Here is a 26,224-nt window from a genome sequence, read left to right on the forward strand (position 1 = left end):
TTGGGGGCAGAAACCTTGTTCTGCGTATGGACTACCTCTCAACCCCAACGCTTGAAGATCAACGATGTATTTACTCCGCCAAAGGCAAAGTTGTTGTTCATGACGTATTCGTTACTCATCTTCCGGGGTTCGCCGACGATGTAGTCCAGTTCCCCGCATTGTGGGTCAATGTCAGTCAGGTTCAGGGTGTGGATATATCGGTCGCTGTTGAGCATTTCGATGCTGAACCATGATTCGAGTGCGCCGCATGCGCCCAAGGTGTGGCCGAGGAAGCTTTTCTGGGAACTGAGCGGCATGCGTGGGCCGAACAGGCTGCTGGTGGCCAGGGTTTCGGCTATGTCGCCTTGTTCGGTGGCCGTGCCGTGCCCGTTGACGTAGCCGATGGCGTCCGGCGGCAAGCCCGCATCTTCCAGGGCCAGCTCCATGGCGCGGCGCATGGTGGTTTGTTCTGGCCGGGTGCTGTGAGCGCCGTCGGCATTGCTGCCAAAGCCGACTACCTCGGCATAGATCGGCGCACCGCGTGCCTGGGCGTGTTCAAGTTCTTCAAGCACCAGCATGCCGCTGCCCTCACCGATGACTAGCCCATCGCGCCCGCTGTCGTAAGGACGCGGCGTGGTGTGCGGTGCATCGTTCTTCAGGCTGGTCGCGTACAGTGCGTCGAACACCATCGCTTCGGTCGGGCACAGTTCTTCGGCACCGCCTGCCAGCATTAAGGGCAAACGCCCGAATTTGATCGCTTCGTAGGCGTAACCGATGCCCTGGCTGCCGCTGGTGCAGGCGCTGGAGGTCGGGATCAGGCGTCCGGTCAGGCCGAAAAAGATACTGATGTTGGCCGCCGTTGTGTGCGGCATCATGCGCACATACGAATTGGCATTCAGGTCCAGCGCCACCGAGTTGATCAACATGTTGCCGAAGGCCTTGATCTCGTCGGTGCTGCCGGTGGATGAGCCGCAGGCTGTGCCCATGCGGCCGTCGCGAATGATCGGGTCATTCAGCAGCCCGGCGATGATCAGCGCCTGTTCGGCGGCGCCCACTGCCAGCCGCGAGACACGGCCCATGCTGCGCAACTGCTTGCGCGTCCAGTGCGCAGGCACGGCGAAATCGTCGATGGGGCCAGCCAGGCGAGTATTCAGCTCGATGAAACGGTCCCATTCGTCCATCCGGCGAATGCCGCTGCGGTTGGCCGTGAAACTCGCATTGATGGTGGCCCAGTCGCTGCCCACTGAGGTAATGCCGGACATACCGGTGACCACCACACGCTTCATCAGCACAACCCTCCATTGACGGCCAGCACCTGTCGGGTAATGTAACTGGCTTCCGCCGACATCAGAAAATTCACAGCGCCAGCAACTTCTTCGGGCGTGCCCATGCGCTGTGCCGGGATCATTTTCATCAGTTCATCCACGGGAACGTTCTCGTCGAGCATCGCTGTGTCGATCAGCCCCGGCGCTACGCAGTTGACGGTAATCTTGCGCTTGCCCAGTTCAATGGCCAGTGCTTTGGCAGCGCCGATCAGACCTGCCTTGGACGCGCTGTAATTGACCTGCCCACGGTTGCCGATCAGGCCCGAGACCGAGGTGATACACACAATTCGGCCTGCAGCACGACGGCGAATCATCGGCATCGTCAGTGGATGCAGGACATTGTAGAAACCGTCCAGATTGGTCCGCAGCACCTGATCCCAGTCGTCCTCGCTGAGTGCCGGAAAGGCGCCATCGCGGGTCAGACCGGCGTTGAGCACCACGCCGTAATACGCACCGTGGGTTTCCACGTCCTCTTCCAGAATCGTCTTGCAGGCGGCGCGGTCCGAGACGTCGAATTGCAGAACCCGTGCCTGACGTCCCAAGGCGAGTACTTCGGCCTGCACGGCCTCGGCTTCACTGCGCCCGGTGCGGCAATGCAAGATCAGGTCATAGCCGGCCTGTGCCAGACGCAAGGCGATGGCGCGGCCGATGCCACGGCTGGAGCCGGTGACCAGTATCGATTCAGTCATGCCGGGGCTCCTTCAGCCAGGTAATCAGCAGTGTTGGTTGGGCAATATACATTGAGGCGGGCAAACGCTGTGATGTCCGGGCCGGTCAGGGTGCATTCGAAGACGCCCATGCCGCTGTCATCCTGCAGCGAGCGTATGGCATGAATATGCAGTTCGCTGCCCAGAGGGAAGCGCGCCACATTGCATTCGAACTTGCGGCTGCCGAGCAGAAAACCCAGCTTGACCGCTTCGCCCTTGATACGCGCCTGGCAGCCGGCAAAGGCCGCCACGCTTTGTGCCATGAGTTCTACGCCGAGCCAGGCGGGCAGGCTGCCGTCCGCCTGATTGAACAGGCCGTCGGCGCGCACGGTCAGACGGGTGTGAATCTGCTCTGCGTCAAAGTCCAGCACCTGATCGATAAGGATCATGTCGCCAGCGTGGGGAATAAGTTCGGCGAGCGGCCACTCGGTCATGGGGCATCTCCGATAATCAGGCTGATGTTGTTGCCACCGAAGGCAAAGGAATTGCTCATCATGTAGCGAGCGTCGGCAGAGGCCAGGCGAGTGCCCGGCAGTGTCCATTGCAGGGCAGGCAGCTGTGGGTCTGCCTCGCCGTCCCACACGTGTGGCGGCAGGGCCTGTTGGCTGTTGTGCGGCGCCAGACTCAGCCAGCAAAAGGCGGCTTCCAGCGCCCCGGCCGCGCCCAGTGTGTGGCCGCTGAGTGGTTTGGTCGAAGAGCAGGGCACACCCTCCGGGAACACGGCCTGCACCGCACGGCTTTCCATCGCATCGTTGAGCGGCGTTGCTGTGCCATGCAGGTTCAGATAGCCGATCTGTGCGGCGTCCAGTCGGGCATTGCTCAACGCCTGCAACATGGCGTTCTGTGCGCCACGTCCGCTGGGTTCGGGGGCTGATATGTGGTGAGCATCGCAACTTGCGCCCGCGCCCAACAGCGCAACCGAATGCGTGCTGCCAGCTTCTCGGGTCATGAGAAACAGCGCGGCCGCCTCGCCGATATTGATCCCGTTTCGATGACGCGAGAATGGATTGCACAGCTGGGGCGACATTGCTTCGAGCGCCGAGAAACCGTTGAGGGTCAGCTTGCACAGGCTGTCGACGCCGCCACACAGCACTGCGTCGCACAGGCCCATGTCCAGCGCCCGACGAGCACTGAGCAATGCGCGTGCGCTGGATGTGCAGGCCGTGGAAATCACGTAGGCCGGGCCGGTCAATTGCAGCCAGCTGGCAAGGAAACCAGCCGGTGCGCCCAGCTCCTGCTGGCGATAATCGTAGTGTTCGGGGAACGCTTTATCACGCAGCCAGATCGCCATGCTGCTACTCGCTTCGTCGATGCCGGAAGTGCTGGTGCCGATGATGACGCCGATGCGCGCTGCACCGAAGCGTTCGATGGCCAGCCGAATATCGTCTTCGATTTGCAAGGCGGCGGCCAGCAGCAACTGGTTGTTGCGGCTGTGTTGCGAACTCATGGCTGGCGGCATGGCTGGCAGTTCGGCCTTTACCGCCCCGACTGGCAGCGCACGCTCTGGCACCCAGCCGCTCTCGACCACCATGCCTGAGCTGTCACCGGCAAACAGCCTGCGCGATACTTCTTCTCGACTTGCACCCAGCGAACAGATGACCCCGAGCGCATTGAGGTAGGCGGTCATGGCGCGGTCCCGTTGTTAAGCGGGGTCACTTTGTAGCTCAGATGGTCCTTGAGGCGGATGGTGAACGCGTTGGCCGACTGGTATTCAACCAGCCAGCGGTCATCCAGGCGGCGCTGCATGCCTTGGCGATAAGCCGTGGGATAGCGGCCATGCATTTCCAGATCAGGCGTCATGGCAAACATCAATGCCGCAAACAATTCGCGGGCCTCGGGGTTGGGCGGCAGCAGACCATCGGCCTGCCACTCTCCGTTGATCAGCAGCTGGCGTGCCTGAGGAATGCCCATCGGGTCCATCATCGACCAACGCAGCCCGGTCGGTTCGCGCTGGATGACCAGCACCCAGTCCTGACTCTGCTCCGCCTGATGACGTTCGATGTGCAGTTGCATCGGCAATTGCAGGGTCGGCGGGGTAGCAGGCAGTGGCGCCTGTGCAGCGCAGCCGCCAAGCAACAGAAAGGCCAGCAACAGCAGTCGGATCATCAGGCGTCACCTCGCAACGGTTTTTGGGCCACGACATTGACGAGGGTTTCTTCTCGTTGCCCGAATGGTTTGGGCTTGCGCAGTTTCAGGGCTTCCAGCAAGCCGAAATCCCTGGCACGGCTCCACCACAGGTAAGGGTAGGAAACATTATGTGCGGCGAATTCGAAGCCCTGCTCGCGGAGCATGTCCAGATACTGATCGGCGCTTTTCTGAACGTGCATAGGGTGACGGAACAGCCAGCGAATCACCCAGGTGTCGATATAGGCCTCGGTGGACTCTGCGAACAACAGATAACCGCCCGGCTTGAGTACCCTGAAAAACTCGACCAGCGCTTGTTCCTGCTCGACCAGATGATGGAAGGTCTGATGACAGAACAGCAGATCGACGCTGGCATCCGGCAATTGCAGGGCGGCGCAGTCACTGCCGATCAGCTCCACCTCAATGCCTTTGGCAACCGCTTCCTGGCGGCTCATGCTCAGGCTGTGCGGATCGGCGTCGACACCGATCAGCCTGGACGGCTTGAAGACCTTGCTCAGGTGCTGGAACGACTTGCCCTGCCCGCAACCGGCATCCAGCAAGACCGGCGCAACCGGTGGCGGGCTTGAAAACAGCGTGCGCAGGTCGTCGATCGCGACGCGCAGCACGCGGTGTTGCCAGGTATGGCTGCGCAGAAACCACAGCCCGAAGCGGGTTTCCTCGACGTAGCTGTCGCTCAGGAACGGTCGAGTCATGAGCCACTGTCCGCACAGATTTCCGACAGCGTGCGCAGGCGTCGCTTGGGTTCGCTGACGAACGGGTTGCGCTCGTCCCAAGCATAGCCGGCCAGAATCGAGCTGATCATGCGGCGAATGTCCGGAGCGCTGCCGGGGTAGAAGATGACGCTCTGGAAGGTGCCGTCGTACCAGCCTTCGACATAGGCCCGGAAGGTGTCGATGCCACGTTTCAGCGGGATGGCAAATTCGCTTTCCCAATCCACAGGCTCGCCCTGCAACTGCCGGCTCAGGACGCCGGCCGCCATGCTCGCTGAACGCATGGCGATGGTCACGCCCGAAGAGAACACCGGATCGAGGAACTCTGCAGCGTTGCCCAGCAGCGCGAAGCCCTTGCCGTGCAGCGTTTTGACGTTGGCAGAGTAGCCGCCGATGGTTCTGGCAGGCGTATCCCAGACGGCATTTTTCAGCACATTCGCCAGTTGCGGTGTTTCATCGATAAAGGCTCGCAGGCAGGCGTCCAGGTCGTCGGGCTTGTCCTTGAAGCGCTCGGCGCAGGCCACCACGCCCACCGAGCAACGGCCCTCGCTGAACGGGATCGTCCAGAACCACACGTCGCTGTGCTGCGGGTGGATGCTGACAAGGATTTTCTGACGATCAAAAGGTGGGCTGTCGATGTGATCTTCGACATGCGTGAACACTGCCTGACGTACCGGAAAACCCGAAGGTGCTTCCAGGTCCAGCAGGCGCGGCAGCACGCGACCGTAGCCGCTGGCGTCCAGCACAAAGGCAGACTGCACGCTGTATTGGCTGCCATCTGCGCGCTTAACCCGCAATACAGGCTGCGTGCCATCGACGTCTGCGCTGATGATTTCCTCCTCATAGCGAATCTCCACACCTTGCAGCTCGGCCTGATCGGCCAGCAGTTTATCGAACTCACTGCGCTGTACCTGGAAGGTGGTGGGCTTGCCGTGACTGAAGGTGTCTCCGAAATCGAAATCGCTGTACTGCTCGCCGCGCGCGAAGGCTGCGCCATTCTTGCGCTGGAAACCGGCAGCCTGCACCGCGTCGAGCATTCCCGCCTCTTCGACGAAGTCCAGGCAATGACAGAGCAGGCTTTCGCCGATCGAAAAACGCGGAAAAAGCTGGCGCTCGATGATCAGCACGTCATGACCCTGGCGCTTTAGCAGCGCGGCCGCAATCGAACCGGCGGGGCCGGCACCGATGACCACGACCTGACGCATTTCCCTATCAATGATGGGCACGGCTGTTCCTTTCCGATTTGACGGAGGCAGGGGAGGACGATAAGGGCACATGAGTGTCTTGACGCGGGCTGGCCCACGGTGCGAGCAAAAAGCTGAAGGCCAGCCCCAGGCTGACCGATAGCCCGAAATTGCTGATCGCCGGAGTGCCGGAAACCGCCAGCAGGCCGAACGACAGCCAGGTGGTGACGGCCGCCAGCAGCGTGCCAAGCAGGCTGACTGCGGCCCCTCCGACCTGTTCGCGCATCAGGATGGCGTAATCGACGCTGATTGCGGTGACCAACAGCAGGCCGAACAGGCTGAACAGGGTCAACGGCTGGCCAAGCCAACCCAGGCTGGCGAGGCTGCACAACGCTGCCAGCAGAGGCAGCGCGACGATGCGCAATGCGCCATTGAAGCCGAACGGGACAATCAGCAGCAGGACGATCAACAGGCATGAAGCCAGTTTCAGCTCGGCGGCGCTGATCTGCGTGTGAGCGAACACGTCATTGAGTTCGCCAAGGCGGTCAACCAGTTGCACGCCTTCCAGCCCGATAGCCTGCACGCGCAATAACGCCATGCTGTTCAGGCCGCGCAGGCTGACGATTCCCGCAACGCCGCCTTCAGGGTTGTCGATGGCGCCCAGCCAGAGTGTGCGCCACGGCTCGCTCAGCGGGCCTTGCAGCGCACCATCGATGTCTTGCTTCGGCAGGGCCTGCAGTTGGGCGAGTTCGGCCTTCAAGGCGTTGGCCGGCACGCCGAGTTGCACCAGCGGCTCCCAGTACTGCGGCAGTTTGCTCAGAGCGTCGCGGGTCGCCTGCTGCTCGGCCGGCGAGTCGAGCAACTGGTTGATCGCCATGTAGCCCTGCAGCTTGTCCATGCTCACCAGTTGATCAAGCCGCTGGGTCAACGCCGTCTGGCGATCCAGCAACTGCTGCTGATCCTTGCCGCGCACCAGAAAGAACTGGCTGGTCGGTTGATAGCCGGTGATTTGCGCGATGGTCTGGGCTTCGTCGGTCAGCGCCTGAGGGGCAGCTACCCATTGGCGGATATCGTTCTTGGTGGTCAGGTGCCAGATGCCTCCGGCACAAAAGGCCAGCAGCAGTACCAGCAGGATCGGCGTGTTGATGCGTTGCAGCAGTGCAGCCCGGCAATCGAGCATCTGCTGTGCCAGCCTCAATGGCCATTGCGCAGGACGGATCTCTACGTTTGCGAGCAGCGCGGGCAGCAGGCACACCGCTGTCAGGTAGGCGCCCACAAGGCCTGCAGCCGAGAACACAGCAATTTGCGTCAGTGCCGGGAAGGGCGTCCAGGCCAGTGCAAGGTAGCCGATGCAGCTGGTGATCAGGCTCAGGCTCAGGCCGGGCAGCGTCAGGCGCAACGCAGGCCAGCTGCGCCAAGGCTTCATGCTCCAGCTTTTGGACAGGTAATGCAGCGGGTAATCCACGGCCACGCCGATCAGGCTGGAGCCCAGCACCAATGTCATGACATGCATGTTGCCGAAAAATGCCACGCAGGCGACTGCGCCAAACAGCATGCCGACCACCACCGGGACGAATGCCAGCAGCACACTCCAGCGCCGGAAGGCCAGCAACAGCAGTAACAAAATACCTGCCGTAGCACCGCCGCCAACCCAAGTAATTTCCCGGCTGGCCTGCTTCTGGCCGTCTGCCGCGTAAAGCAGGCCGCTGGCTGCAAGCAACTGGCCACCGGCGTCGCTCGCCTGCACTCGGGCCTGCGCCAGCAGGTCGGCGACCTGACCGGGCAGGTGCATGTCGAACGCATCACTGCGGGTTCGCGAGCGCAGCAGCACCCAGCTTTTGCCCTCGGCGGTAGCAATCAACGCGCCACTGGCCAAGTCGGGTTCGACCGAGCCCTGTTTTGGCAGGCCGTTCTGAATGCGTCCGGTAAGGCCCAGCCAGTCATCCTGGCTCGGCACCAGGCTGAAACCGGCGAACGGGTCGAACAGGGTCTGCACGCGTTGCTCGATGAAGGTTTTCGGGTCTTCGATCAACAGGGCCCGATCCGCTGCCGGCAACATCGCAATACGGCCTTTCAGCAACTGGGTGCGCAAAGCCGGCAGGTCAGCCTGCAGCGTCCACTGAACCTTCTCGAACAGACCGCTCGCCTGCCATTGCTCGCCCAGTTTGCGGGCCAGCTCGACGGCTTGCTGGCGATCTGTATGCCCCACCAGCACCAGCATTTCGCGGTTGAGCGGCTCTTGCATGCGCTTTTCAGCGCTCTCTACCAGCGCATCGTTGTCAGTGCCCGGCACCAGCTCCATGAGGTTGGCCGACAGCGGCGAACGGTCGTGCCATTGCCAGACGGCCAGCGCCAGAATGCCTGCCAGAATCAGCAGGAATAGTCGCGGCAGTCGCCGCTCAGTTGCTGAAGTCATTACGCTGCGCATCTGTCAGGGCCGGGGCGCTGCTGCTGTCGATCATTTTCAGAACCGTGCTGTCGCCCTGGGTTTCCAGCAGTTCGATCCGCTGGACCAGCTCGCCGCCATCGATGTTGATCTGCTTGAAGACCTGTTGCAGCAACAGCGAGCGCGGCACCAGAGTCAGTTGCCATGCACTCGCATCGCCTTTGAGCTGCAAGTCGAAATCCCGTTGCAGGCCGCTGCTGTCACCCTGCAGCACGGAGAGGAACAGGCGGTTCTGCTCGGCACCGGCGTTCTTGTTCGGCACCGGTTTCCAGGTGCTGACGTCGCCGACGGTTTCACGGCGGGAAATGCCGCTGGCCGTGATGCGGTAATCCTGTTTCAGCGGTGTCTCCAGCAACCAGAGCAGGCCGAAATCTCTGGCGAGGACAAAGCGCCCTTTGCTGAGCAGCGGCTGCGGCAGGGCGCGCAAATGCTTTTCCTGAATGAAGCGGCCTTGCACCACCGCAGGTTTGGCGAGCTGGTCGCTCAACTGCTGCAGGTCGAAAGCCTGGGCCAGTGAAGACAGGCCCAGCAAACCCAGCAGCAGCAACGTACGAAACGGTCGGGTCATGGCAGGGCTCTCTTTACGGCATCGATAAAGACCTGAGGCGAGACCATCTGCATCTCGCGGCTTTGGCTGTCCACGGCGACCTGCACCGTACTGGCGCGCGTCAGTCGCTCCCCGGTGTGTGCATCGGTGATCAGGTAGTTGATCTTCAGACGGTTCTCCCATTCCACCAGACTGGCGCGCACGTTCAGCGTCTGGCCGAACACGGTGCTTCGCACGTAGCGCAATTGCAGGTCGATCACTGGCCAACCATAACCGGATTCGAGCATCTGCATGTAGTTATGCCCGATATGGTCCAGCAAAGCGCAGCGCGCGACCTCAAGGTATTTGACGTAGTTGCCGTGCCAGACGATGTTCATCATGTCGACGTCGAAAAACGGCACCACGATTTCGGTGTCGACGTGCAGAAAGCCTTTACTGCGCATGCAACCTCCAGCGGCGGTTGGCGATGTGTTTCAGGCACAGGCGCAATTCGCCTTCCAGTGCCCGGTCCTCTATGACAGGGGCGAAATCCTTGCTCAACTGATCGTGCATGGCGGCCAGGGCCGGCGGCAGCGGCCGCGCATCGGCAGCCTTGCTGCGCAGCCAGATGCCCTGATTGGCAGCGATCAGCGTAGCCGCGGCCACCTGTTCGGTCAGTTCCAGCACCCGGATGGCGTCCCGCGCGGCGATGGTGCCCATGCTCACTTTGTCCTGATTGTGGCACTCGGTGGAGCGCGAGAACACGCTGGCCGGCATGGTGTTTTTCAACGCTTCGGCAGTCCAGGCGCTGGTGCCGATCTGCACCGCCTTGAAGCCGTGATTGAGCATTGCCCGCTCGGCGCTGGCACCTGACAGGTTGCTTGGCAGACCGTGGTTATAGCGCTCGTCGACCAGCAGCGCCAGTTGTCGGTCAAGCAGGTCCGCCACATTGGCCACCAGGGTTTTCAGGCTGTCCATCGCAAAGGCGATATGCCCACCGTAGAAGTGCCCACCGTGCAACACGCGTTCGGCTTCGGCGTCGATGATCGGGTTGTCGTTGACGCTGTTCAGTTCGATCTCGATGAACGAGCGCAACCAGTTCAGGCTGTCAGCCAGCACGCCCAGCACATGCGGCGCGCAGCGCAGTGAGTAGCGGTCCTGCAAACGGTGCAATGGGGCGGTCGGCGCGTCGATGGCGAGGTCCTGGCGCAGCCACGCCGCCACTTGCATCTGGCCGGGATGCGGCTTGGCGGCGAACAGGCGTTCGTCGAAATGCTCCGGGTTGCCTTGCAGTGCCACCACGTTCATGGCGGTGATACGGGTTGCCAGTTGCAGCAGGTAATCGGCGCGGGCAAACGCCAGGCAGGCAATGCCGGTCATGACTGCGGTGCCGTTCATCAGCGCCAGCGCCTCTTTGGGACGCAGCACCAGCGGTGTCCAGCCCAGCTCGCGATGTACATCAACGGCCTGCCGGAGTTCACCGCGAAACATGACGTCGCGCTCGCCGGACAGGGTCGCGGCTACATAGGACAGCGGCGTCAGATCGCCACTTGCGCCTACCGAGCCTTCTTCCGGGATCAGCGGCAGGACGTCCTCATCGATAAACGCCTGCAAACGCTCGAGCAGTTCGATCCTGACCCCGGAAACGCCCTGACACAATGACTGCAAGCGCGCTGCCAGCACTGCTCGGGTTGTTTGCTCATCCAGCAACTTGCCCAGCCCGCAGCCGTGAAAGGTGTACAGATGACGTGGCAGTGCCTCCACATGCTCCAGCGGCACGGCTACCACGCAGGAGTCGCCGTAACCGGTAGTGACGCCGTAGATAACGCCTTCCCTGGCCAGCAACGAGTCCAGAAACCTTGCGCCCCGTGCGATGCGTGCGCGAAACGCGGCGTCGTTCTGCAGCACGCCGGGTGTCTGGCGATTGGCCAGGGTCAACACGTCTTCGATACGCAAGGCATGTTCGCCGAACGTGATCGGATCAGGAGCTTGGTTCATCGTCGGATTTCCAGAACGGGTAGAAATTGAACCACTGTTGCGGCGCCTCCAGGCAGTAATGCCCAAGCCGCTCGGCGTAGCGCGTGGCCCAGAGGGCGATCACCTGAGGGCGGTCACTGCGGCGCCATTCGATTGCCTCGGCGAACGGTTCAAGAATCACTCGATAACCCTGCGTGCCTTTAAGGCAGAAGAACAGGTTGACCGGGCATTTGAGCAGGCCGGCCAGCAACCACGGGCCTTGCGGAAAAGCGGCGGAATGGCCGAGGAAATCAACCCGCACATTGCGTCCGCCATGCAAGGCAACACGGTCGCCGGCAATCGCCAGCCACTCGCCTTCGTCCAGCCGCTGGCTCAATTGCAACATGATCGCCGGGTCCAGCTCGCTGACCTGAATCAGCCGCAGGTTGGTCGCGCCAGCCTCGCCCAGCAGACGATTGAAGCGTTCGGCGTGCTTGGTGTGTACCAGCACGTTCATGGTGATCTTTTCGCCGAGTTCGGCCAGTGCGCGGCATACTTCAAGGTTGCCCAGGTGCGCACCCACCAGCATCTGGCCGCGTTCGCCGCGCAGGTTCTGGCGGATCATGCCGCGGTCGACGATTTCGATCTGGTCGAGGCCCAGCCTGCCGTTCCACACATCGAGCTTGTCGAGCAACGCTTCGGCAAAGGCCATGAACTGGCCGAACACCCGCCTCTGGCTGGGTTGTAGTTCGGGTCTGGCGCTCCAGTCAGACAACCGCTGCTGGTATTGCCAGATGCTGCTCCGGGCACGTCGACCGAACACAAAGAAATACAAGACGATGCCATACAGCACCGGGCTGAGCAGGCGCCGGCCCAGTACACGCATGCCCCAGGCGGTGAGTTTCATGAGCATGAAACTGCCGCGCTCTTCGTGACTGGCCCAATGTTCTTTGGGGGGCTTGTTGAGGCTCATGAACGCCACCTGCGGCGAACAATCATCGGCGATCGGATCAGCATGCCGAAGAACAGTTTGGCGTGCATTTTCGAGATCAGCGCGTTGTCATGAAACAGCCGGAAATGCGACAGCCCGTCCTGCGGATAATGAACGCGGGTCGGCAGCCAGCGCATCGCCTGCCCCCGCCATGACAGGCGCACGAGGATTTCCGAATCGAAGTCCATGCGCTTGCCGATGTTTACATGGTTGATCAGGGTCAGCACAGGCGCCAGCGGGTAGAGGCGGAAGCCGCACATCGAATCGCGAATCTGCAACGACAGCGTATTGATCCACACCCAGACGTGGGTGAGGTAGCGAGCGTACAAGCGGCCTTTAGGCACGCTGTCGTCGTATTGCGGATAGCCGCAGATCAGCGCATTGGGGTACTGGCGCGACTGCTCCAGAAACACCGGGATGTCACGCAGGTCATGCTGGCCGTCGGCATCGACCTGCAACGCATGGCTGAAACCCAGGCGTGCCGCTTCCCTGAAGCCTGCCATGACTGCGCCGCCCTTGCCCTGGTTGACCGGCAGGCGCAGCAGGTAAATGTCGTCGCCCCGGGCCAGTTGTTGCAGCACGGCGGCGCAGGCCGGGCTGCTGGCGTCGTCCACCAGTACGCAGGGCAAGCCGGCGTCGCGCACGGCCTTGACTACATTGGGCACCGCCAACTCGTGATCGAACACCGGAATGATGACGCAGGGCTTATGCATGTTTGCCCCCCAGCAGGATTCGGCCACTGGAGCAGGGTGCGTTTTTGCTGTTGTGAAAGGCGAAATGGAGCTTGGAGCGCGCGGCGTCGAAGCGCAGGGTCAGTTTCAGGCGATCGCCGGGGCGAACCAGTTGCTGAAACTTGAGCACTTCCATGCCGGCAAAATCGGGTGGCAGATCCAGCAGTCGCTGGCCCAGGCTGATTGCCCAGTCGACCTGAACCACGCCGGGCAGGATCGGCGCCTTGGGGAAGTGCCCGCTGAAAAACGCCAGGTCGGGCGGGACGATCATTTGCAGATGCAGTTCGCCTTCGACGGTCTGTTGTTCGAGTACTTCCGGTTGTGTCGAACGTGGCGCCAGCAGCAGCGCCTCAACCTCTGCCTGAGGCAGTTTGCCCTGTGCATTCAGCGGCATCTGCCGCAGCAGACGCCAGCGCCGCGGCAGCGCGATGGTTTCGCAATGCGGCCGCAGGTGCTGGCGCAAAACCTCGGTAAGGGCGCGGCGGCCCTGGTTGCGCAGGGCCAGCAAGCCCGCATCGCTCAGCACCAGCACTGCGCCCAGCGAAGCACGGTTTTCCTGGACCACGCCAAGGCGCGTTTCACTCACCCATTCGTGAGTCGCGAGAGCTTGCTCGATCAGCGGCAACGAAACGCGTTTTTCTTCGAGTTTGACGATACGGTCCAGTCTGCCCAGCAGCTCGAAACGCCCGTCTTGGCCTATTCGAACGGCATCAGAGGTCTGCTCGGTATGACCGGGCGGCAGGTAGGGCGAGCGGATGCGCAATGCGCCTTCAGCGTCCTGACTCAGCTCGACGTCGGCAAAGGCTTGCCAGTGCTGTTCGCCCTGACGCCAGGCGATGCCGCCTGTTTCCGAACTGCCGAGAATTTCCGTTGGCCACTGGCCGAGGCGCTGTTGCAGGCTCTGCGCGGCGTCGGCAGGCAGCACGCCGCCGGATGAAAAGACCCTGCGCACGGCACTCAGGCTGGCCCAGTCGAGGTTATCGCCCATGCGTTTTAGCAGCGCCGGGCTGGCAACCCAGGCGAATGAAGGGTACTCGCGACTGGCGCGTTGCAGGTCTTCGGCAAACGGCAACTGGTGGCGAACAAAGGAGCGTGCCGCGCACAGTGGCCACAGCAGGCGGAACAGCAAACCATAAATATGCTGGGTCGCGACGCTGCCGATCATGCACGCCTCACCCAGTTCTGCGCCCCACAATTGTTCCAGTGCGCAGACTTCGTTGGCCAGTTGTCGAAGGCGCTTTTCAATCAGTTTGGGCTCGCCACTGGACCCCGAGGTACACAGGCCAAGCTGGCACTGGTCAAGGTCCAGCGCAGCAGGGGCAAGCGGCGCAGCGTGCAGGTCGTGCAGATGCGTGTCGCCTGGCTGATCGGTCAGCCATAGATCTACCTGAGTTGCCCAGCGCTCACGGGTCTGACCCTGCAGGTCGGCGGGCAGCAGTACGTGGACACCCGCGCGCCAGGCACCGAACAACGCGACAGCCAGCTCGGCGGCGTCTTCCAGATGCACCGCAATCTGCCTGACACCACGTGCCTGCAAGTCCGCCGCGACGCTCAGCGCCTGATGGCAGAACTGCGCGTGGTCAAGCTCTGGGGCCTGGGTCAGCAGGCGACCCGGCAGTGGGGCCAGCAGCAGGTCTTGCAGATTCAACCAGTTCATGCGATCCATTTCATTTGCCGCCCGCAGAGGGAGGGCGGACGATCCATTCGACAGCAAACAGCACGCCCATCAACCCGTAGGAAATCAGGCCGGTGTACAGCGTCCACCAAGACAACGGCGCCCACAACGTCAGCAGCGTTGCAGCAAGGCCGTTGAACAGAAAGAACCCGCACCAGATCTGCGTGACCCTGCGGGTGTAGCGGATGCCGGCCTCAGGCAGGTCCGGACGGTTCAGGCGCGCCATTTTTTCCACGATCGGTGGCCCGTAGATCAGGCTTGAACCGAACAGGCTGAGCATGAATGCGCTGACCAGCACCGGATACCAGCGCAGCATCAGGTGGCTGTCGACGACACCGAGCACCACACAGAAGGCCAGGGCCACTAGCGCCATTGCCAGGCTGCCGGGTTTGCGTTCGCCGGTAAGCGCGCGGGCGAGCCACAGGCTTCCCAGCAGCAGCGCAAACTGCCACGGAGCGAAGTGCTCGGTTCCCCAATAGACGGCAAATGGATACAGCACACCGGCCAGGACCAGAATCAGCCCGATCAGGCGCTTCATTCGGTCGCGTTGACCAGTCGGTAAACAGCCTCGACCACGTCGTTCACGGTCTTGACCGACTTGAACTCTTCAGCGGCGATCTTCTTCCCTGTCTTGCGTTTGATGTGGTCGATCAAGTCCACGGCGTCAATGCTGTCGATTTCCAGGTCCTGATAGAGGTTAGCGTCAAGCGTGACCCTCTCGGCCTCCAGTTCGAACAGTTCCACCATTGCGGTGCGCAGGATTTCGAAGATGTCTTCACGGGTTTGCATGTTCAATTCTCAGGCCGGTTGGCGCTGACGAAGGCCGCTAGGCTGTCGACGCTGGCAAAATGGTTACGTGTGTCTTTTGCATCGGCGTCGATCCTGATGCCGTAGCGCTTCTGGATGGCCAGACCCAATTCCAGTGCATCGACCGAATCCAGGCCAAGTCCTTCGCCGAACAACGTCATATCGTTGCCGATATCCTCCGGAGTGATGTCTTCGAGGCCCAGGGCATCGATGATCAACAATTTAATGTCCTGGTGCAGATCGCTCATCTGAGGCGAGCTCCTTGGTGAAATAGTCATGCAGGTAATCGTTGAGCTTGCGGGACGCTATGGGTGGCGGGCCTAGCGAACTGAAGGCGTTTGGGTCTATATCGGCACCGACGCGAAAAGTGAAGTGCACGCGGCGTTGCGGAATGCGATACCAAGGCTCGGCCTTGGTCAGGGTGGTCGGGCGTACCTGAATGGTCACCGGGGTGATGAGGCTCGCGCCGCGCAACGCGATGGCGGCCGCGCCCCGATGAAAGACCGGCGGCTGACCGGGCCGTGTGCGCGTGCCCTCAGGAAAGATGATCAGCGTCTGGCCGCTTTGCAGGCGCTCCACTGCGGCGTCGAGCATGTCCATGCTGCCGTCGTTGCTGATATATCCGGTGGAGCGCACCGGGCCACGTGTGAACGGGTTCTCCCAGAGGCTGCGCTTGACCACGCAGTTGGCGTCACGCACCAGACCGATCAGAAACACCACGTCGATCAGTGATGGGTGATTGGCGATGATCATCTGCCCGGGACGCCCCAGTTTTTCGGCGCCCTGCACCTCGTAGGTCAGCACGCCCATACGCGCCATGATGCGGATGAACCGCCAGAACAGGTGGCTGATGGTCCGTCGCGCGCGCCGCTGGTGGCTGGCCTTGCTGCCTGGCAGGCAGCTCAATACCGGAAAAACGAACAATCGAAGGCACAGGCCGCTCAACCCGAACAGGGCGAAACTGATGCCGGTTGCCAGCAGGCGCCAGTAATAGGCGTCCCGACCTTTTTTCAGTGACTGCGTTGCCAGTTCCATAACCGGTTATTCCAGGGGTGCAGGCAGGCCGATTGATTAGTGTGCAAGGCGCGCAGCAGATTCAGTGCGTGGGGCCACTGAGTCCGTCGGGTTCCTTGCGTGTCGCCGTGCAAAGACAATTCCCACTCGCTGCCAGGCGTCAGCAGCAAGCCGACGGCGTAGGGAAAGGGCACATCATCAATCCATTGGGCATAGGCTTGCGGTGGTTGCTCTTCGGTCACCACCAGCAGCACTGCTTCAGCTCCTTCAGCCAACAGCGCAGCTGCCTCGAATGCTCCATATTCCAGGCCATCGCCTGCGGCTGCCAACGCCGTCATTTCACTGGTCTCGCCGCGCATTATCGACCACAGGCCAATCACTGCGTTATGCACCGAGAGGCTGAACTGGGTCGGCGAAAGCGGCTCGTCTGCGGCCAGGTCACGCAGAATTTCAAACGTTCTCGGGGTTTCTCCGTGGCGCGATACGAACACCAGCGGCACTCGCCCGTAGCCTTCGGTCAATGGCCAGCCAACTGCAAACGCCATGCGCGCCATGCGGCCCAGACGTCGGCGCTGCATGGCAGGCAGAAAAGACACGTCCGGCGCTTCATCACTGTCTTGCAAAGGCGTCGGGTCACGACTCCATTTCTGCCAGTCATCCGCGCTTGCCAGGCCCGGGGCCCAAGCCTGCCATCGTGCAATGTTGAACGTGATCAAGACTATGCCTTCCCGCCCCTGTGGGCATGTTTCTCGCTACATCGATATCAGGTCGATATCAGCCTGGGTGCGGTCATTATCCCGAGTGCGCGCATTATCCCGATGGGTGTCATTACTAGCAAATTTGTTACATGAAAAACTGTTTACAGGCAGGTATTGTAAGGTTCGAGTCTGTTTTGTGTATGACAACCAGACACCCTCCGTATGGGGTAAGCTCGTTGTTGTCACATCTGCTGCCTAGAATCGATGCACCTATGGTCGTTATCGGCCACTCTTGTTGTTTCTTCATCTTCGAGGAGTCCAAAGCATGCGTCGCGTGGTATTCAATCAGAAGGGCGGTGTCGGCAAATCCAGCATCGCCTGCAATCTGGCTGCAGTCAGCGCTCACGAAGGCTATCGGACACTGTTGATCGATCTCGATGCCCAGGCCAACTCTACCCAGTACCTTACCGGCCTGACTGGCCACGATATTCCGATGGGGATTGCCGAGTTTTTCAAGAACACGCTGGCGGCCGCCCCGTTCGCCAAGAAAAACCACGTCGATATCTATGAAACGCCATTCGACAATCTGCACGTGGTCACCGCCACGGCCGAGCTGGCTGACCTGCAGCCCAAGCTTGAGGCAAAGCACAAGATCAACAAGCTTCGCAAACTGCTGGATGAGCTAAGCGAGGACTACGAGCGGATCTATCTCGATACGCCGCCTGCACTGAATTTCTATGCGGTTTCGGCGCTGATTGCTTCAGATCGCGTATTGATCCCTTTCGATTGCGACAGCTTCTCGCGACAGGCACTGTACGGGCTGCTGCGTGAAATCGAAGAGTTGAAGGAAGATCACAACGAGGATCTGCTGGTCGAGGGCATCATCGTCAACCAGTTTCAGCCGCGGGCCAGCCTGCCGCAGCAGATGCTCGACGAGCTCATCGCCGAGGGCCTGCCAGTGCTGCCGGTCTATTTGAATGCTTCGGTGAAAATGCGTGAATCGCACCAGGTCAACCTGCCCCTGATCCACCTAGACCCACGCCACAAACTGACGCAACAGTTTGTCGACCTGCATCATTTGCTGGAGACCAATGCCCATCCTTGATGGGCCATTGCGCACCCGAAATCGGACGCAGAGCGTCCAGAAATGCGTGCCCACGCTGGAGCGTGGGCACGATAGGAGTTCTTCCGGACGCCTATCGTGCCTCACCTCCCAACATATGCGTCTATCGTTCCTCACGCTCCAGCGTGGTAATGCCTTGGGTGACGCTCCGCGTCACAGATCTGCGCCGCGCAGCCTGCTCGAGAGTGGGCGCAGAGCGTCCAAATGGCATACGGGCATTGGCATGAGAGTCATCGTGGCCTCAGCACCTCTGGCGTGTAGCTGCCGTCTCTCAATGAGCGCGCCAGGTGTTCGCCATTCAGGCGTGCTTTCGATGCCAGTTCTTCGGGGATGCTGATGGTTGCGTCCATATCAGCCTGGAATCTCTCCTGCGAGGCCGTCAGTGTATTGCTGCCGGGTTCGCAGCCGCAGCGTACATGGTGGCCTTGAGTGGCCACTGCCACCAGGTCGTCGACGTAAGTCGGGTTGCCCTGGGCGATGAAGCCGATACTCGTGCATGCAGGGCACCAGACCGGGTCCCCCATGCGCGCTACGCGGCGCTCGTCGATCACCTCTTGCGCCGATGCGCTCAGCACAAAGCCGCCGCTGGTAGTGGAATCGCCTTCCCTGACTATGAATGACATGGCAGTACTTCCTGTAGGTTCCGGAAGGCCTGAGGCTAGGTGCAAATCAGCGCCTCGGCATCGACCAAAGCCAGTTAAAGACAAATCCCACGTAAACATCAGCAGCGCGTTTCAGAGATGTTGCAGAGGCACATATAAAGTGTGCCTAAAACTGATTATTTCGCTCATCGTTACTCCAGCCGTAACGATCGGGCTCGCTGCTTGATTGATGCAAGGCATCCATCGCTCCTAAGGTGGCCCACGACAGCACAATCGTGGAGCGATCATGACAACAACAACTTCCCCCGACGCGCGCTGGACACGTCGTCGCACCGAGAAAAAAAGGCGTCTCGAGCAGGTGCGGGCATTGGCCGATGGCGTGGTGTTGCCGACCGACAAGATCGTCGAGGCGCTGGAGGCGTTGCTGGTTTCCGGTGATCGGGTGGTACTTGAGGGCAATAACCAAAAACAGGCGGATTTTCTCTCCCGCGCACTGGCCAAAGTTGACCCAGGCAAGGTGCATGACCTGCACATGATCATGCCGAGCGTTGGCCGTGCAGAACATCTGGACCTGTTCGAGCAAGGCATCGCTCGTAAACTGGATTTCTCGTTTGCCGGCACACAAAGCCTGCGTATCAGCCAGTTGCTGGAAGACGGCTTGCTGGAAATCGGCGCGATTCACACCTACATCGAGCTTTATTCACGGCTGGTGGTGGACCTTATCCCCAACGTCGTACTGGCCGCAGGTTTCATGGCCGACCGTGCAGGCAACATCTATACCGGGCCCAGCACCGAAGACACCCCCGCACTGATCGAGCCCGCTGCCTTTAGCGACGGCATTGTCATCGTTCAGGTCAATCAGTTGGTCGATGACGTCAGTGAGCTGCCTCGGGTCGACATTCCGGCCTCTTGGGTCGATTTTGTGGTGGTGGCCGACAAGCCTTTCTACATCGAGCCGCTGTTCACCCGCGACCCGCGTCACATCAAGCCAGTACACGTGCTGATGGCGATGATGGCGATTCGCGGCATCTACGAGAAACACAACGTCCAATCGCTGAACCACGGCATCGGTTTCAACACCGCCGCCATCGAACTGATTCTGCCGACCTATGGCGAGTCGCTGGGGCTCAAAGGCAAGATCTGCCGCAATTGGACGCTCAACCCGCACCCGACCCTGATCCCGGCCATCGAGAGCGGCTGGGTCGAGAGCGTGCATTGCTTCGGCACCGAACTGGGCATGGAAAACTATATTGCCGCCCGCCCTGACGTGTTCTTTACCGGGCGCGACGGCTCACTGCGTTCCAACCGGCAGCTCTGTCAGCTGGCTGGTCAGTACGCCGTTGATTTGTTCATCGGTGCGACTCTGCAGGTCGACGGTGACGGGCATTCCTCGACTGTCACTCGTGGGCGTCTGGCAGGTTTCGGCGGCGCGCCGAACATGGGCCATGACCCGCGTGGCCGACGGCATGCCACCCCGGCCTGGCTGGACATGCGTCAGCAGACCGAAGACGGCCCGGCTGCCTATCTGGAACGTGGCAAGAAGCTGGTGGTACAGATGGTCGAGACCTTTCAGGAGGGCGGCAAACCGACCTTCGTCGAAACGCTCGATGCCGTTGAGGTGGCGAAGAAAAGCGGCATGCCGCTGGCGCCAATCATGATCTACGGCGACGACGTCACTCATTTACTGACCGAAGAAGGCATCGCCTATCTGTACAAGGCGCGCAGCCTGGAAGAGCGTCAGGCGATGATTGCAGCGGTGGCGGGCGTGACCGTGATCGGTTTGCGCCACAACCCGAAAGACACTGCCCGCATGCGTCGCGAAGGCTTGATCGCGCTGCCCGAAGACCTCGGCATCCGCCGCACCGATGCCAGTCGCGAACTGCTGGCGGCCAAAAGCATCGCCGATCTGGTCGAGTGGTCCGGTGGCCTCTACAACCCGCCTGCCAAATTCAGGAGCTGGTAATGAGCGCACTTCAACTGAAACCGCAACCTGCCTCACTGGCCGAGCGACTGGCTGATCTGGCAGTCGACGCCCTGATCGCCGAAGCCGACCTTTCGCCGAAACCCGCGTTGGTCGACCGTCGTGGCAGTGGCGCGCACACCGACCTGCACTTGGGGCTTATGCATGCTTCGGCGCTCTCGTTATGGCCGACGTTCAAGCTGATGGCCGATGCTGCCGCGCAATTCAAGACAGTGGGCCAGCCGTTGCGCGAGGCGCTTGGCCGTCTGGGACGTGAGGGCGAGGGCTCCATGTTGCGCACCACGGGCGGGGTAAATACCCATCGTGGCGCAATCTGGGCATTGGGGCTGCTGGTCACGGCGGTGGCGCTGGAGCCGCATGACTGTGGATCTGACGCAGTCTGTCAGCGCGCAGCCAGGCTGGCAATGATCAAGGACCGCCAGGTGCTCACGCAAAATAGCCACGGCAGTGAAGTGGTTCGTCGCTACAAGGTCATGGGGGCCAAGGAGCAGGCGCAGCAGGGCTTTCCTGCCGTGACGCTGTTCGCGCTGCCGCAGTTGCAGCGCAGTCGCGCGGCAGGCAGTGGCGAGCAGAACGCCCGGCTTGATGCATTGCTGGCGATCATGACCCGCTTGGCTGACACCTGCGTGCTGCATCGTTCGGGTATCGAAGGGCTGAGCGTCATGCAACAGGGCGCGCAGCGTGTGCTTGATGCCGGTGGCAGTGCCAGCCTGGCCGGTCGCCGAGCGCTGAACGAACTGGATCAGCAATTGCTGGCACTTAACGCTTCGCCTGGCGGAGCTGCTGATCTGCTCGCCGCCTGCCTGTTTATCGACGGCCTGGAGCCTGCGCTCGGCCCTGTTTCGAGGAGTGCCTGAATGGAAACCCTGTCTTTTGAATTCCCCGCCGGACAGCCGCCCAAAGGCCGGGCGATGGTGGGCGTGGTGGGTTCCGGTGACCTGGAAGTGCTGCTGGAACCAGGACAGCCGGGCAAACTGTCTATTCAGGTGGTGACCTCGGTGAACGGCGCCTCGCTGCGCTGGAAACACCTGTTCGAGCGCATGTTCGAGGGCCAGACCCCGCCCGCGCTGAGCATCGATATCCATGACTTCGGTGCAACCCCCGGCGTGGTGCGCTTGCGTCTGGAGCAAGGTTTCGAGGAGATCGGCCATGACTGATAACGCACGTTTGCTGAGCCAGCGCAGCTTCATCGAACTCGGCGCCCGTCAACGCGCCCGCGCTTTGCTGGACACGGGCAGCTTTCGGGAATTGCTCGGCCCGTTCGACCGCGTCATGTCGCCCTGGCTGGCCATGCAAGGCGTGGTGCCTCAGGCCGATGACGGCGTGGTGGTCGCCAAAGGCACTGTCGATGGTTTGCCGGTGGTCATCGCTGCCATCGAAGGCTCTTTTCAGGGCGGCAGCATGGGTGAGGTCGGCGGCGCAAAAATGGCCGGCGCACTGGAACTGGCTGCCGAAGACAATCGCAACGGTATTCCCACCGCCGCGATTGTATTGCTGGAAACCGGCGGTGTGCGCTTACAGGAAGCCAATCTGGGCCTGGCGGCGATTGCCGAAATTCATGCCGCGATGGTCGACCTGCGTCAGTACCAACCGGTGATCGGCGTAGTAGCGGGCAGCGTTGGTTGTTTTGGCGGAATGTCCATTGCTGCAGGGCTTTGCAGTTATCTGCTGGTGACCCAGGAAGCGCGCCTCGGGCTGAACGGCCCGCAGGTGATCGAGCAGGAAGCCGGCATCGAAGAATACGACTCCCGTGACCGACCGTTCATCTGGAGCCTGACTGGTGGTGAACAGCGTTTCGCCAGTGATCTGGTCGATGGCTTTGCCAGCGATGACGTGGCCGCTATTCGTCAGCAGGTCAGCGACTGGCTCAGGCAAGGCGTGCCCGAAACGCATCGCAGCAGCCAGTACGAGCTGTTTTTAAACCGTCTGGCCAGCCTCGATACCGAAGCGCAAATCGATCCACAACGTGTGCGCACCCTTTACCAAGGAGCCCGCTCATGAGTCATTCACAACGGGGTTTGAACTGGTTCAACGCATTGAGCTCAGGGGGCGCCGCCGTTGCGGGTCTGCCTGCTTCGCTCAAGGTAGCCGATGGCAGGCTGGGCGAGCAGCCGGTGCGCTTTCTGGCGGTGATTGTCGATACCGAAAACCGCTTCCCTCGTGCGCGTCAGGGCGAGGTGGGTTTGCTGGAAGGCTGGGGGCTGGCCAAGGCGGTGGACGATGCCATCGAACAGGATCGCGAGCGTGCCGAGAAGCGCGCCCTGATCGCCATTGTCGACGTACCGAGCCAGGCCTATGGCCGTCGCGAAGAGGCGCTAGGCATTCACCAGGCGCTGGCCGGGGCAGTGGATAGCTATGCGCGGGCACGGTTGGCCGGGCATCCGGTGGTTGGCCTGTTGGTGGGCAAAGCGATGTCCGGCGCGTTTCTGGCCCACGGCTACCAGGCCAATCGGTTGATCGCGCTGCGCGACCCTGGCGTCATGGTGCACGCGATGGGCAAAGCCTCGGCCGCCCGCGTGACCCTGCGCAGTGTCGAAGACCTGGAAAAGCTCGCTGCCAGCATCCCGCCGATGGCCTACGACATCGACAGCTACGCCAGCCTCGGTCTGCTGTGGGAAACCCTGCAGGTCAGTCAGATCGAACAACCCGCTGCAGATGACTTGACCCAGGTGCGCGATGTGCTGAGTCGTGCCATTAAGGACACGCAGGCCACTGGCGTCGACCTGAGCAGTCGCCTGGGCGCAAGCAACCGAGCGGCGTCGGCAAAAGTGCGCCAGCTGATGCGAGCGCAATGGTGAGTGATCTTACTGGCGCAGTGCTGCCCCATGATTTGCTGTGGGGTATGCCGCTGTCCGCCTTGCCGGACGACGCGCCAAAGTGGGCGGTCGAGGCCTTGATCGCCGGGCAGCCGGTTGTGGTGCGGCGTCAGACGATGCCAGCCGGTCAGGTGGCGGTAGGGTTGCGTGGCAGTGGGCGGGAACAGCGTTATGCCGCGAGCATGCTGCTCTCGCAGATTTCTCACCGGGTAAGCCCCGAGCAACTTATCGCTTGTCCGACCGGATCTGGTCAGGACTGCCCGGCCTTGTGCGCCCTGCGCCAGATCCGTCCGGTGATGGAAGCACTGGAGCTGGTCTGGGGCATCGGCGGCAGTGCCGGATTCGAACTGGCCAGCGGTTTCGCAGCGCTGAATCAGGACAGCGACCTGGACCTGATTCTGCGCACCCCCGAGCCGTTCAGTCGGCGTTGCGCCGCCGAGCTGGTCGAGGCGTTGGAGACATCGGCCTGCCGGGTCGATGTCCAGTTACAGCTCGATCACGGTGCAATCGCGCTACAGGAATGGGCGCGGCCAGCAGGGCGGGTGCTGCTCAAGACCTCCAGCGGAGCTCGACTTGTGACCGATCCGTGGTACCTGGTCGAGGCGTGCGCATGAGCAGCCTGTGGGTGTTCCCCGGCCAGGGTGCGCAGCAGGCGGGCATGCTGCATCAGTTGCCTGACGACCCGATTATTCGCGATTGCCTGCAAGAGGCCGCCGATGCGCTGGGTGAGGATGTCATGGCGCTGGACACCCCCGAGGCGTTGCAATCGACCCGCGCCGTTCAGCTGTGTCTGTTGATCGCCGGTGTTGCCTGCGCGCGCTTGTTGCAGGCCCGCGAGTGCGTGCCGGATTACGTCGCAGGGCTCTCGATCGGCGCCTATCCGGCAGCCGTCATCTGCGGCGCGCTGGCCTTCGACGATGCCATGCGGCTGGTAGCGCTGCGCGGCGAGCTGATGAAGAGCGCTTACCCCGAAGGCTACGGCATGACCGCTGTCATCGGGCTGGATCAGGCCCAGGTCGAAGCGATGATCGGCCAGGTACACAGCGCGAAAACGCCCGTGTTTCTTGCCAATATCAATGCCGACAACCAGATGGTCATCGCAGGCAGCACCGAGGCGATGCAACAGGTCGGTCGACAGGCCAAGGCTGCAGGCGCCGCAGCCGTAAAGCGTCTGGCCGTCAGCGTGCCCTCTCATTGCGCCTTGCTTGAAGCACCCGCACAAAAGCTGGCCGAGGCTTTTTCAGGCATCGAGCTTAAAACACCCAAGGTGCGCTACCTCAGCGGCAGTACGGCGCGTCCGCTACTGAATGTCGAAAAGATGCGTGATGACCTGGCCTTCAATATGTGCAGGGTCATCGACTGGCGCAGCACGGTGGAAACCGCCTACGAACGCGGTGTGCGCCTGCACATCGAGCTACCGCCCGGTGCGGTGTTGACCGGCCTGGCGCGCAAGGTCTTCCAGCAAGGAACGGCGCTGGCTTTTCAGGCTGCGCGTCTGGACAGCCTGGTCGCGCTGTCGCGAGAGGAAGGTTGCCGCACCCGATAGAGCCGCCGTGCAGCTGCTACGAAGGACAAAAACAACAACTTCAGCAATGCAAACAGAGGAATAACAACAATGATTATCTACGGTGTTGCACTACTGGCTATCTGCACGCTTGCGGGCGTGATTCTCGGTGACATGCTCGGCGTTCTGCTGGGCGTCAAATCCAATGTGGGCGGGGTCGGGATCGCCATGATCCTGTTGATCTGCGCACGCCTGTGGATGCAGAAACACGGCGGCATGACCAAAGACTGTGAAATGGGCGTCGGCTTCTGGGGCGCGCTGTACATCCCGGTGGTGGTCGCGATGGCTGCGCAACAGAACGTCGTGACTGCATTGAAGGGCGGCCCTATTGCCGTGCTGGCTGCAGTAGGTTCAGTGGTGCTGTGTGCCTGCACTATCGCACTCATCAGTCGCACCAATCGAGGCGGCCCGTTGCCTGATGAAGAGCCGCTGTTGACCCCCGATATCGCTCCGGCTGGAGGTCGCTGATATGTGGGCTCTCATCGAAAAGGGACTGGAGCACAACGGCCTGATCACGGCGTTTGCCTTTGTCGGCATCATCATGTGGGTCTCGGTAGTGCTTTCAAAGCGCCTGACCTTCGGCAGGGTTCACGGCTCTGCGATTGCTATCGTCATCGGTCTGATTCTGGCCTGGGTCGGCGGCACCATGACCGGCGGCCAGAAAGGTCTTGCCGATATCACGCTGTTTTCCGGCATCGGCCTGATGGGCGGTGCGATGCTGCGCGACTTCGCTATCGTGGCGACGGCCTTTGAAGTGCAGGCCACCGAAGCACGCAAGGCAGGGCTGATCGGTGTGATTGCCTTGCTGCTGGGCACCATTCTGCCGTTTATCGTGGGTGCCAGTATTGCCTGGATGTTTGGCTATCGTGATGCAATCAGCATGACGACCATTGGCGCGGGTGCGGTGACCTATATCGTCGGTCCGGTTACCGGTGCTGCCTTGGGAGCAACCTCGGACGTCATGGCGCTGTCGATCGCCACGGGCCTGATCAAGGCGATTCTGGTGATGGTGGGTACGCCGATGGCTGCGCGCTGGATGGGCCTGGACAACCCGCGCTCGGCAATGGTCTTCGGTGGGTTGGCGGGTACGGTCAGCGGCGTGACCGCCGGGCTGGCCGCAACGGATCGGCGCCTGGTGCCTTATGGCGCGCTGACTGCCACCTTCCACACCGGGCTTGGCTGCCTGCTAGGGCCTTCGGTGTTGTATTTCATTGTGCGCGGCATCGTCGGTTAGTGCCTGTCGA

Annotated in this window: 30 protein-coding genes; 10 read left to right on the forward strand and 20 right to left on the reverse strand. The window is 61.5% G+C overall.

Annotated features, from left to right (window positions below; translation table 11 throughout):
• Positions 1 to 38: 38 nt before the first annotated feature.
• From POR16_RS01785 to POR16_RS01875, 19 genes are read right to left on the reverse strand one after another with little or no spacing between them, the layout of a single operon-like run.
• Positions 39 to 1,265: a beta-ketoacyl-ACP synthase gene (locus POR16_RS01785; RefSeq protein WP_005888239.1), complete on the reverse strand. Its 1,227-nt coding sequence runs from the start codon at positions 1,263 to 1,265 to the stop codon at positions 39 to 41.
• Complete coding sequence (fabG, locus tag POR16_RS01790; RefSeq protein WP_005888240.1) at positions 1,265 to 1,993, reverse strand: 3-oxoacyl-ACP reductase FabG; 729 nt, start codon at positions 1,991 to 1,993, stop codon at positions 1,265 to 1,267. Before fabG ends, POR16_RS01785 begins: the two co-directional genes overlap by 1 nt.
• Positions 1,990 to 2,445 (reverse strand): hotdog family protein, encoded by a 456-nt coding sequence (locus tag POR16_RS01795; protein WP_005888242.1) that lies wholly within the window; start codon positions 2,443 to 2,445, stop codon positions 1,990 to 1,992. The genes fabG and POR16_RS01795 overlap by 4 nt, the downstream gene beginning before the upstream one ends.
• Positions 2,442 to 3,638, reverse strand: coding sequence for a beta-ketoacyl-[acyl-carrier-protein] synthase family protein (locus POR16_RS01800; RefSeq protein ID WP_024671184.1), 1,197 nt, complete (start codon positions 3,636 to 3,638; stop codon positions 2,442 to 2,444). The genes POR16_RS01795 and POR16_RS01800 overlap by 4 nt, the downstream gene beginning before the upstream one ends.
• A complete protein-coding gene (locus tag POR16_RS01805; protein WP_005888245.1) occupies positions 3,635 to 4,117 on the reverse strand; it encodes a hypothetical protein in 483 nt (160 codons plus the stop codon). Before POR16_RS01805 ends, POR16_RS01800 begins: the two co-directional genes overlap by 4 nt.
• Positions 4,117 to 4,848, reverse strand: coding sequence for a class I SAM-dependent methyltransferase (locus POR16_RS01810; RefSeq protein ID WP_005888246.1), 732 nt, complete (start codon positions 4,846 to 4,848; stop codon positions 4,117 to 4,119). The genes POR16_RS01805 and POR16_RS01810 overlap by 1 nt, the downstream gene beginning before the upstream one ends.
• Entirely contained in the window at positions 4,845 to 6,092 is a 1,248-nt protein-coding gene (locus POR16_RS01815; protein WP_005888247.1) for an NAD(P)/FAD-dependent oxidoreductase, read from the reverse strand. The genes POR16_RS01810 and POR16_RS01815 overlap by 4 nt, the downstream gene beginning before the upstream one ends.
• Complete coding sequence (locus POR16_RS01820; protein WP_005888248.1) at positions 6,079 to 8,466, reverse strand: MMPL family transporter; 2,388 nt, start codon at positions 8,464 to 8,466, stop codon at positions 6,079 to 6,081. The genes POR16_RS01815 and POR16_RS01820 overlap by 14 nt, the downstream gene beginning before the upstream one ends.
• Positions 8,450 to 9,064, reverse strand: a complete 615-nt coding sequence (locus tag POR16_RS01825) for an outer membrane lipoprotein carrier protein LolA (RefSeq protein WP_005888249.1) — start codon at positions 9,062 to 9,064, stop codon at positions 8,450 to 8,452. Before POR16_RS01825 ends, POR16_RS01820 begins: the two co-directional genes overlap by 17 nt.
• Positions 9,061 to 9,486, reverse strand: a complete 426-nt coding sequence (locus tag POR16_RS01830) for an acyl-CoA thioesterase (RefSeq protein WP_005888250.1) — start codon at positions 9,484 to 9,486, stop codon at positions 9,061 to 9,063. Before POR16_RS01830 ends, POR16_RS01825 begins: the two co-directional genes overlap by 4 nt.
• Positions 9,476 to 11,020 carry an HAL/PAL/TAL family ammonia-lyase gene (locus tag POR16_RS01835; protein WP_005888252.1) on the reverse strand — a complete coding sequence of 515 codons (1,545 nt, stop codon included), beginning with the start codon at positions 11,018 to 11,020 and terminating at the stop codon, positions 9,476 to 9,478. The genes POR16_RS01830 and POR16_RS01835 overlap by 11 nt, the downstream gene beginning before the upstream one ends.
• On the reverse strand, positions 11,004 to 11,951 hold the full coding sequence (locus POR16_RS01840; protein WP_005888254.1) for an LpxL/LpxP family acyltransferase: 948 nt from the start codon (positions 11,949 to 11,951) through the stop codon (positions 11,004 to 11,006). The genes POR16_RS01835 and POR16_RS01840 overlap by 17 nt, the downstream gene beginning before the upstream one ends.
• Positions 11,948 to 12,682 (reverse strand): glycosyltransferase family 2 protein, encoded by a 735-nt coding sequence (locus POR16_RS01845; RefSeq protein ID WP_005888256.1) that lies wholly within the window; start codon positions 12,680 to 12,682, stop codon positions 11,948 to 11,950. The genes POR16_RS01840 and POR16_RS01845 overlap by 4 nt, the downstream gene beginning before the upstream one ends.
• Positions 12,675 to 14,357, reverse strand: a complete 1,683-nt coding sequence (locus tag POR16_RS01850; RefSeq protein ID WP_024690752.1) for an acyl-CoA synthetase family protein — start codon at positions 14,355 to 14,357, stop codon at positions 12,675 to 12,677. Before POR16_RS01850 ends, POR16_RS01845 begins: the two co-directional genes overlap by 8 nt.
• 10 nt (positions 14,358 to 14,367) lie before the next feature.
• Positions 14,368 to 14,913 (reverse strand): COG4648 family protein, encoded by a 546-nt coding sequence (locus POR16_RS01855; RefSeq protein WP_005888260.1) that lies wholly within the window; start codon positions 14,911 to 14,913, stop codon positions 14,368 to 14,370.
• Positions 14,910 to 15,164: an acyl carrier protein gene (locus POR16_RS01860; protein WP_054989833.1), complete on the reverse strand. Its 255-nt coding sequence runs from the start codon at positions 15,162 to 15,164 to the stop codon at positions 14,910 to 14,912. Before POR16_RS01860 ends, POR16_RS01855 begins: the two co-directional genes overlap by 4 nt.
• Before the next feature lie 2 nt (positions 15,165 to 15,166).
• A complete protein-coding gene (locus tag POR16_RS01865; RefSeq protein ID WP_005888264.1) occupies positions 15,167 to 15,430 on the reverse strand; it encodes a phosphopantetheine-binding protein in 264 nt (87 codons plus the stop codon).
• A complete protein-coding gene (locus POR16_RS01870; RefSeq protein WP_005888266.1) occupies positions 15,405 to 16,217 on the reverse strand; it encodes a lysophospholipid acyltransferase family protein in 813 nt (270 codons plus the stop codon). The genes POR16_RS01865 and POR16_RS01870 overlap by 26 nt, the downstream gene beginning before the upstream one ends.
• Entirely contained in the window at positions 16,193 to 16,912 is a 720-nt protein-coding gene (locus tag POR16_RS01875) for a beta-ketoacyl synthase chain length factor (RefSeq protein WP_005888268.1), read from the reverse strand. Before POR16_RS01875 ends, POR16_RS01870 begins: the two co-directional genes overlap by 25 nt.
• 307 nt (positions 16,913 to 17,219) lie before the next feature.
• On the opposite strand from POR16_RS01875, the gene POR16_RS01880 reads away from it, so the two are divergent.
• A complete protein-coding gene (locus POR16_RS01880; protein WP_005888269.1) occupies positions 17,220 to 17,999 on the forward strand; it encodes a ParA family protein in 780 nt (259 codons plus the stop codon).
• 248 nt (positions 18,000 to 18,247) lie between these two features.
• Here the strand turns inward: POR16_RS01880 and POR16_RS01890 are convergent, their stop codons facing one another.
• Positions 18,248 to 18,640, reverse strand: a complete 393-nt coding sequence (locus POR16_RS01890; protein WP_005888270.1) for a PAAR domain-containing protein — start codon at positions 18,638 to 18,640, stop codon at positions 18,248 to 18,250.
• Positions 18,641 to 18,905: 265 nt separating this feature from the next.
• On the opposite strand from POR16_RS01890, the gene mdcA reads away from it, so the two are divergent.
• From mdcA to madM, 9 genes are all read left to right on the forward strand, one after another.
• Positions 18,906 to 20,582, forward strand: a complete 1,677-nt coding sequence (gene mdcA, locus POR16_RS01895; protein WP_005888271.1) for a malonate decarboxylase subunit alpha — start codon at positions 18,906 to 18,908, stop codon at positions 20,580 to 20,582.
• The gene (locus POR16_RS01900) at positions 20,582 to 21,457 is read left to right on the forward strand and encodes a triphosphoribosyl-dephospho-CoA synthase (protein ID WP_005888273.1); all 876 of its coding nucleotides are present in this window, start codon (positions 20,582 to 20,584) and stop codon (positions 21,455 to 21,457) included. Before mdcA ends, POR16_RS01900 begins: the two co-directional genes overlap by 1 nt.
• Entirely contained in the window at positions 21,458 to 21,757 is a 300-nt protein-coding gene (locus tag POR16_RS01905) for a malonate decarboxylase subunit delta (protein ID WP_005888275.1), read from the forward strand.
• Positions 21,750 to 22,601 (forward strand): biotin-independent malonate decarboxylase subunit beta, encoded by an 852-nt coding sequence (locus tag POR16_RS01910; protein ID WP_005888277.1) that lies wholly within the window; start codon positions 21,750 to 21,752, stop codon positions 22,599 to 22,601. The genes POR16_RS01905 and POR16_RS01910 overlap by 8 nt, the downstream gene beginning before the upstream one ends.
• Entirely contained in the window at positions 22,598 to 23,398 is an 801-nt protein-coding gene (gene mdcE, locus POR16_RS01915; RefSeq protein WP_005888279.1) for a biotin-independent malonate decarboxylase subunit gamma, read from the forward strand. Before POR16_RS01910 ends, mdcE begins: the two co-directional genes overlap by 4 nt.
• Positions 23,392 to 24,030 (forward strand): malonate decarboxylase holo-ACP synthase, encoded by a 639-nt coding sequence (locus POR16_RS01920; RefSeq protein WP_024668603.1) that lies wholly within the window; start codon positions 23,392 to 23,394, stop codon positions 24,028 to 24,030. Before mdcE ends, POR16_RS01920 begins: the two co-directional genes overlap by 7 nt.
• On the forward strand, positions 24,027 to 24,962 hold the full coding sequence (gene mdcH / locus POR16_RS01925) for a malonate decarboxylase subunit epsilon (RefSeq protein WP_005888285.1): 936 nt from the start codon (positions 24,027 to 24,029) through the stop codon (positions 24,960 to 24,962). The genes POR16_RS01920 and mdcH overlap by 4 nt, the downstream gene beginning before the upstream one ends.
• Before the next feature lie 69 nt (positions 24,963 to 25,031).
• Positions 25,032 to 25,448, forward strand: coding sequence for a malonate transporter subunit MadL (madL, locus tag POR16_RS01930; RefSeq protein ID WP_005888289.1), 417 nt, complete (start codon positions 25,032 to 25,034; stop codon positions 25,446 to 25,448).
• A 1-nt stretch (position 25,449) separates the two neighbouring features.
• Positions 25,450 to 26,214, forward strand: a complete 765-nt coding sequence (madM, locus tag POR16_RS01935; RefSeq protein ID WP_005888291.1) for a malonate transporter subunit MadM — start codon at positions 25,450 to 25,452, stop codon at positions 26,212 to 26,214.
• Positions 26,215 to 26,224 lie beyond the last annotated feature (10 nt).

This window comes from Pseudomonas coronafaciens pv. oryzae str. 1_6 (assembly GCF_000156995.2).
GTDB lineage: Bacteria > Pseudomonadota > Gammaproteobacteria > Pseudomonadales > Pseudomonadaceae > Aquipseudomonas > Aquipseudomonas tremae.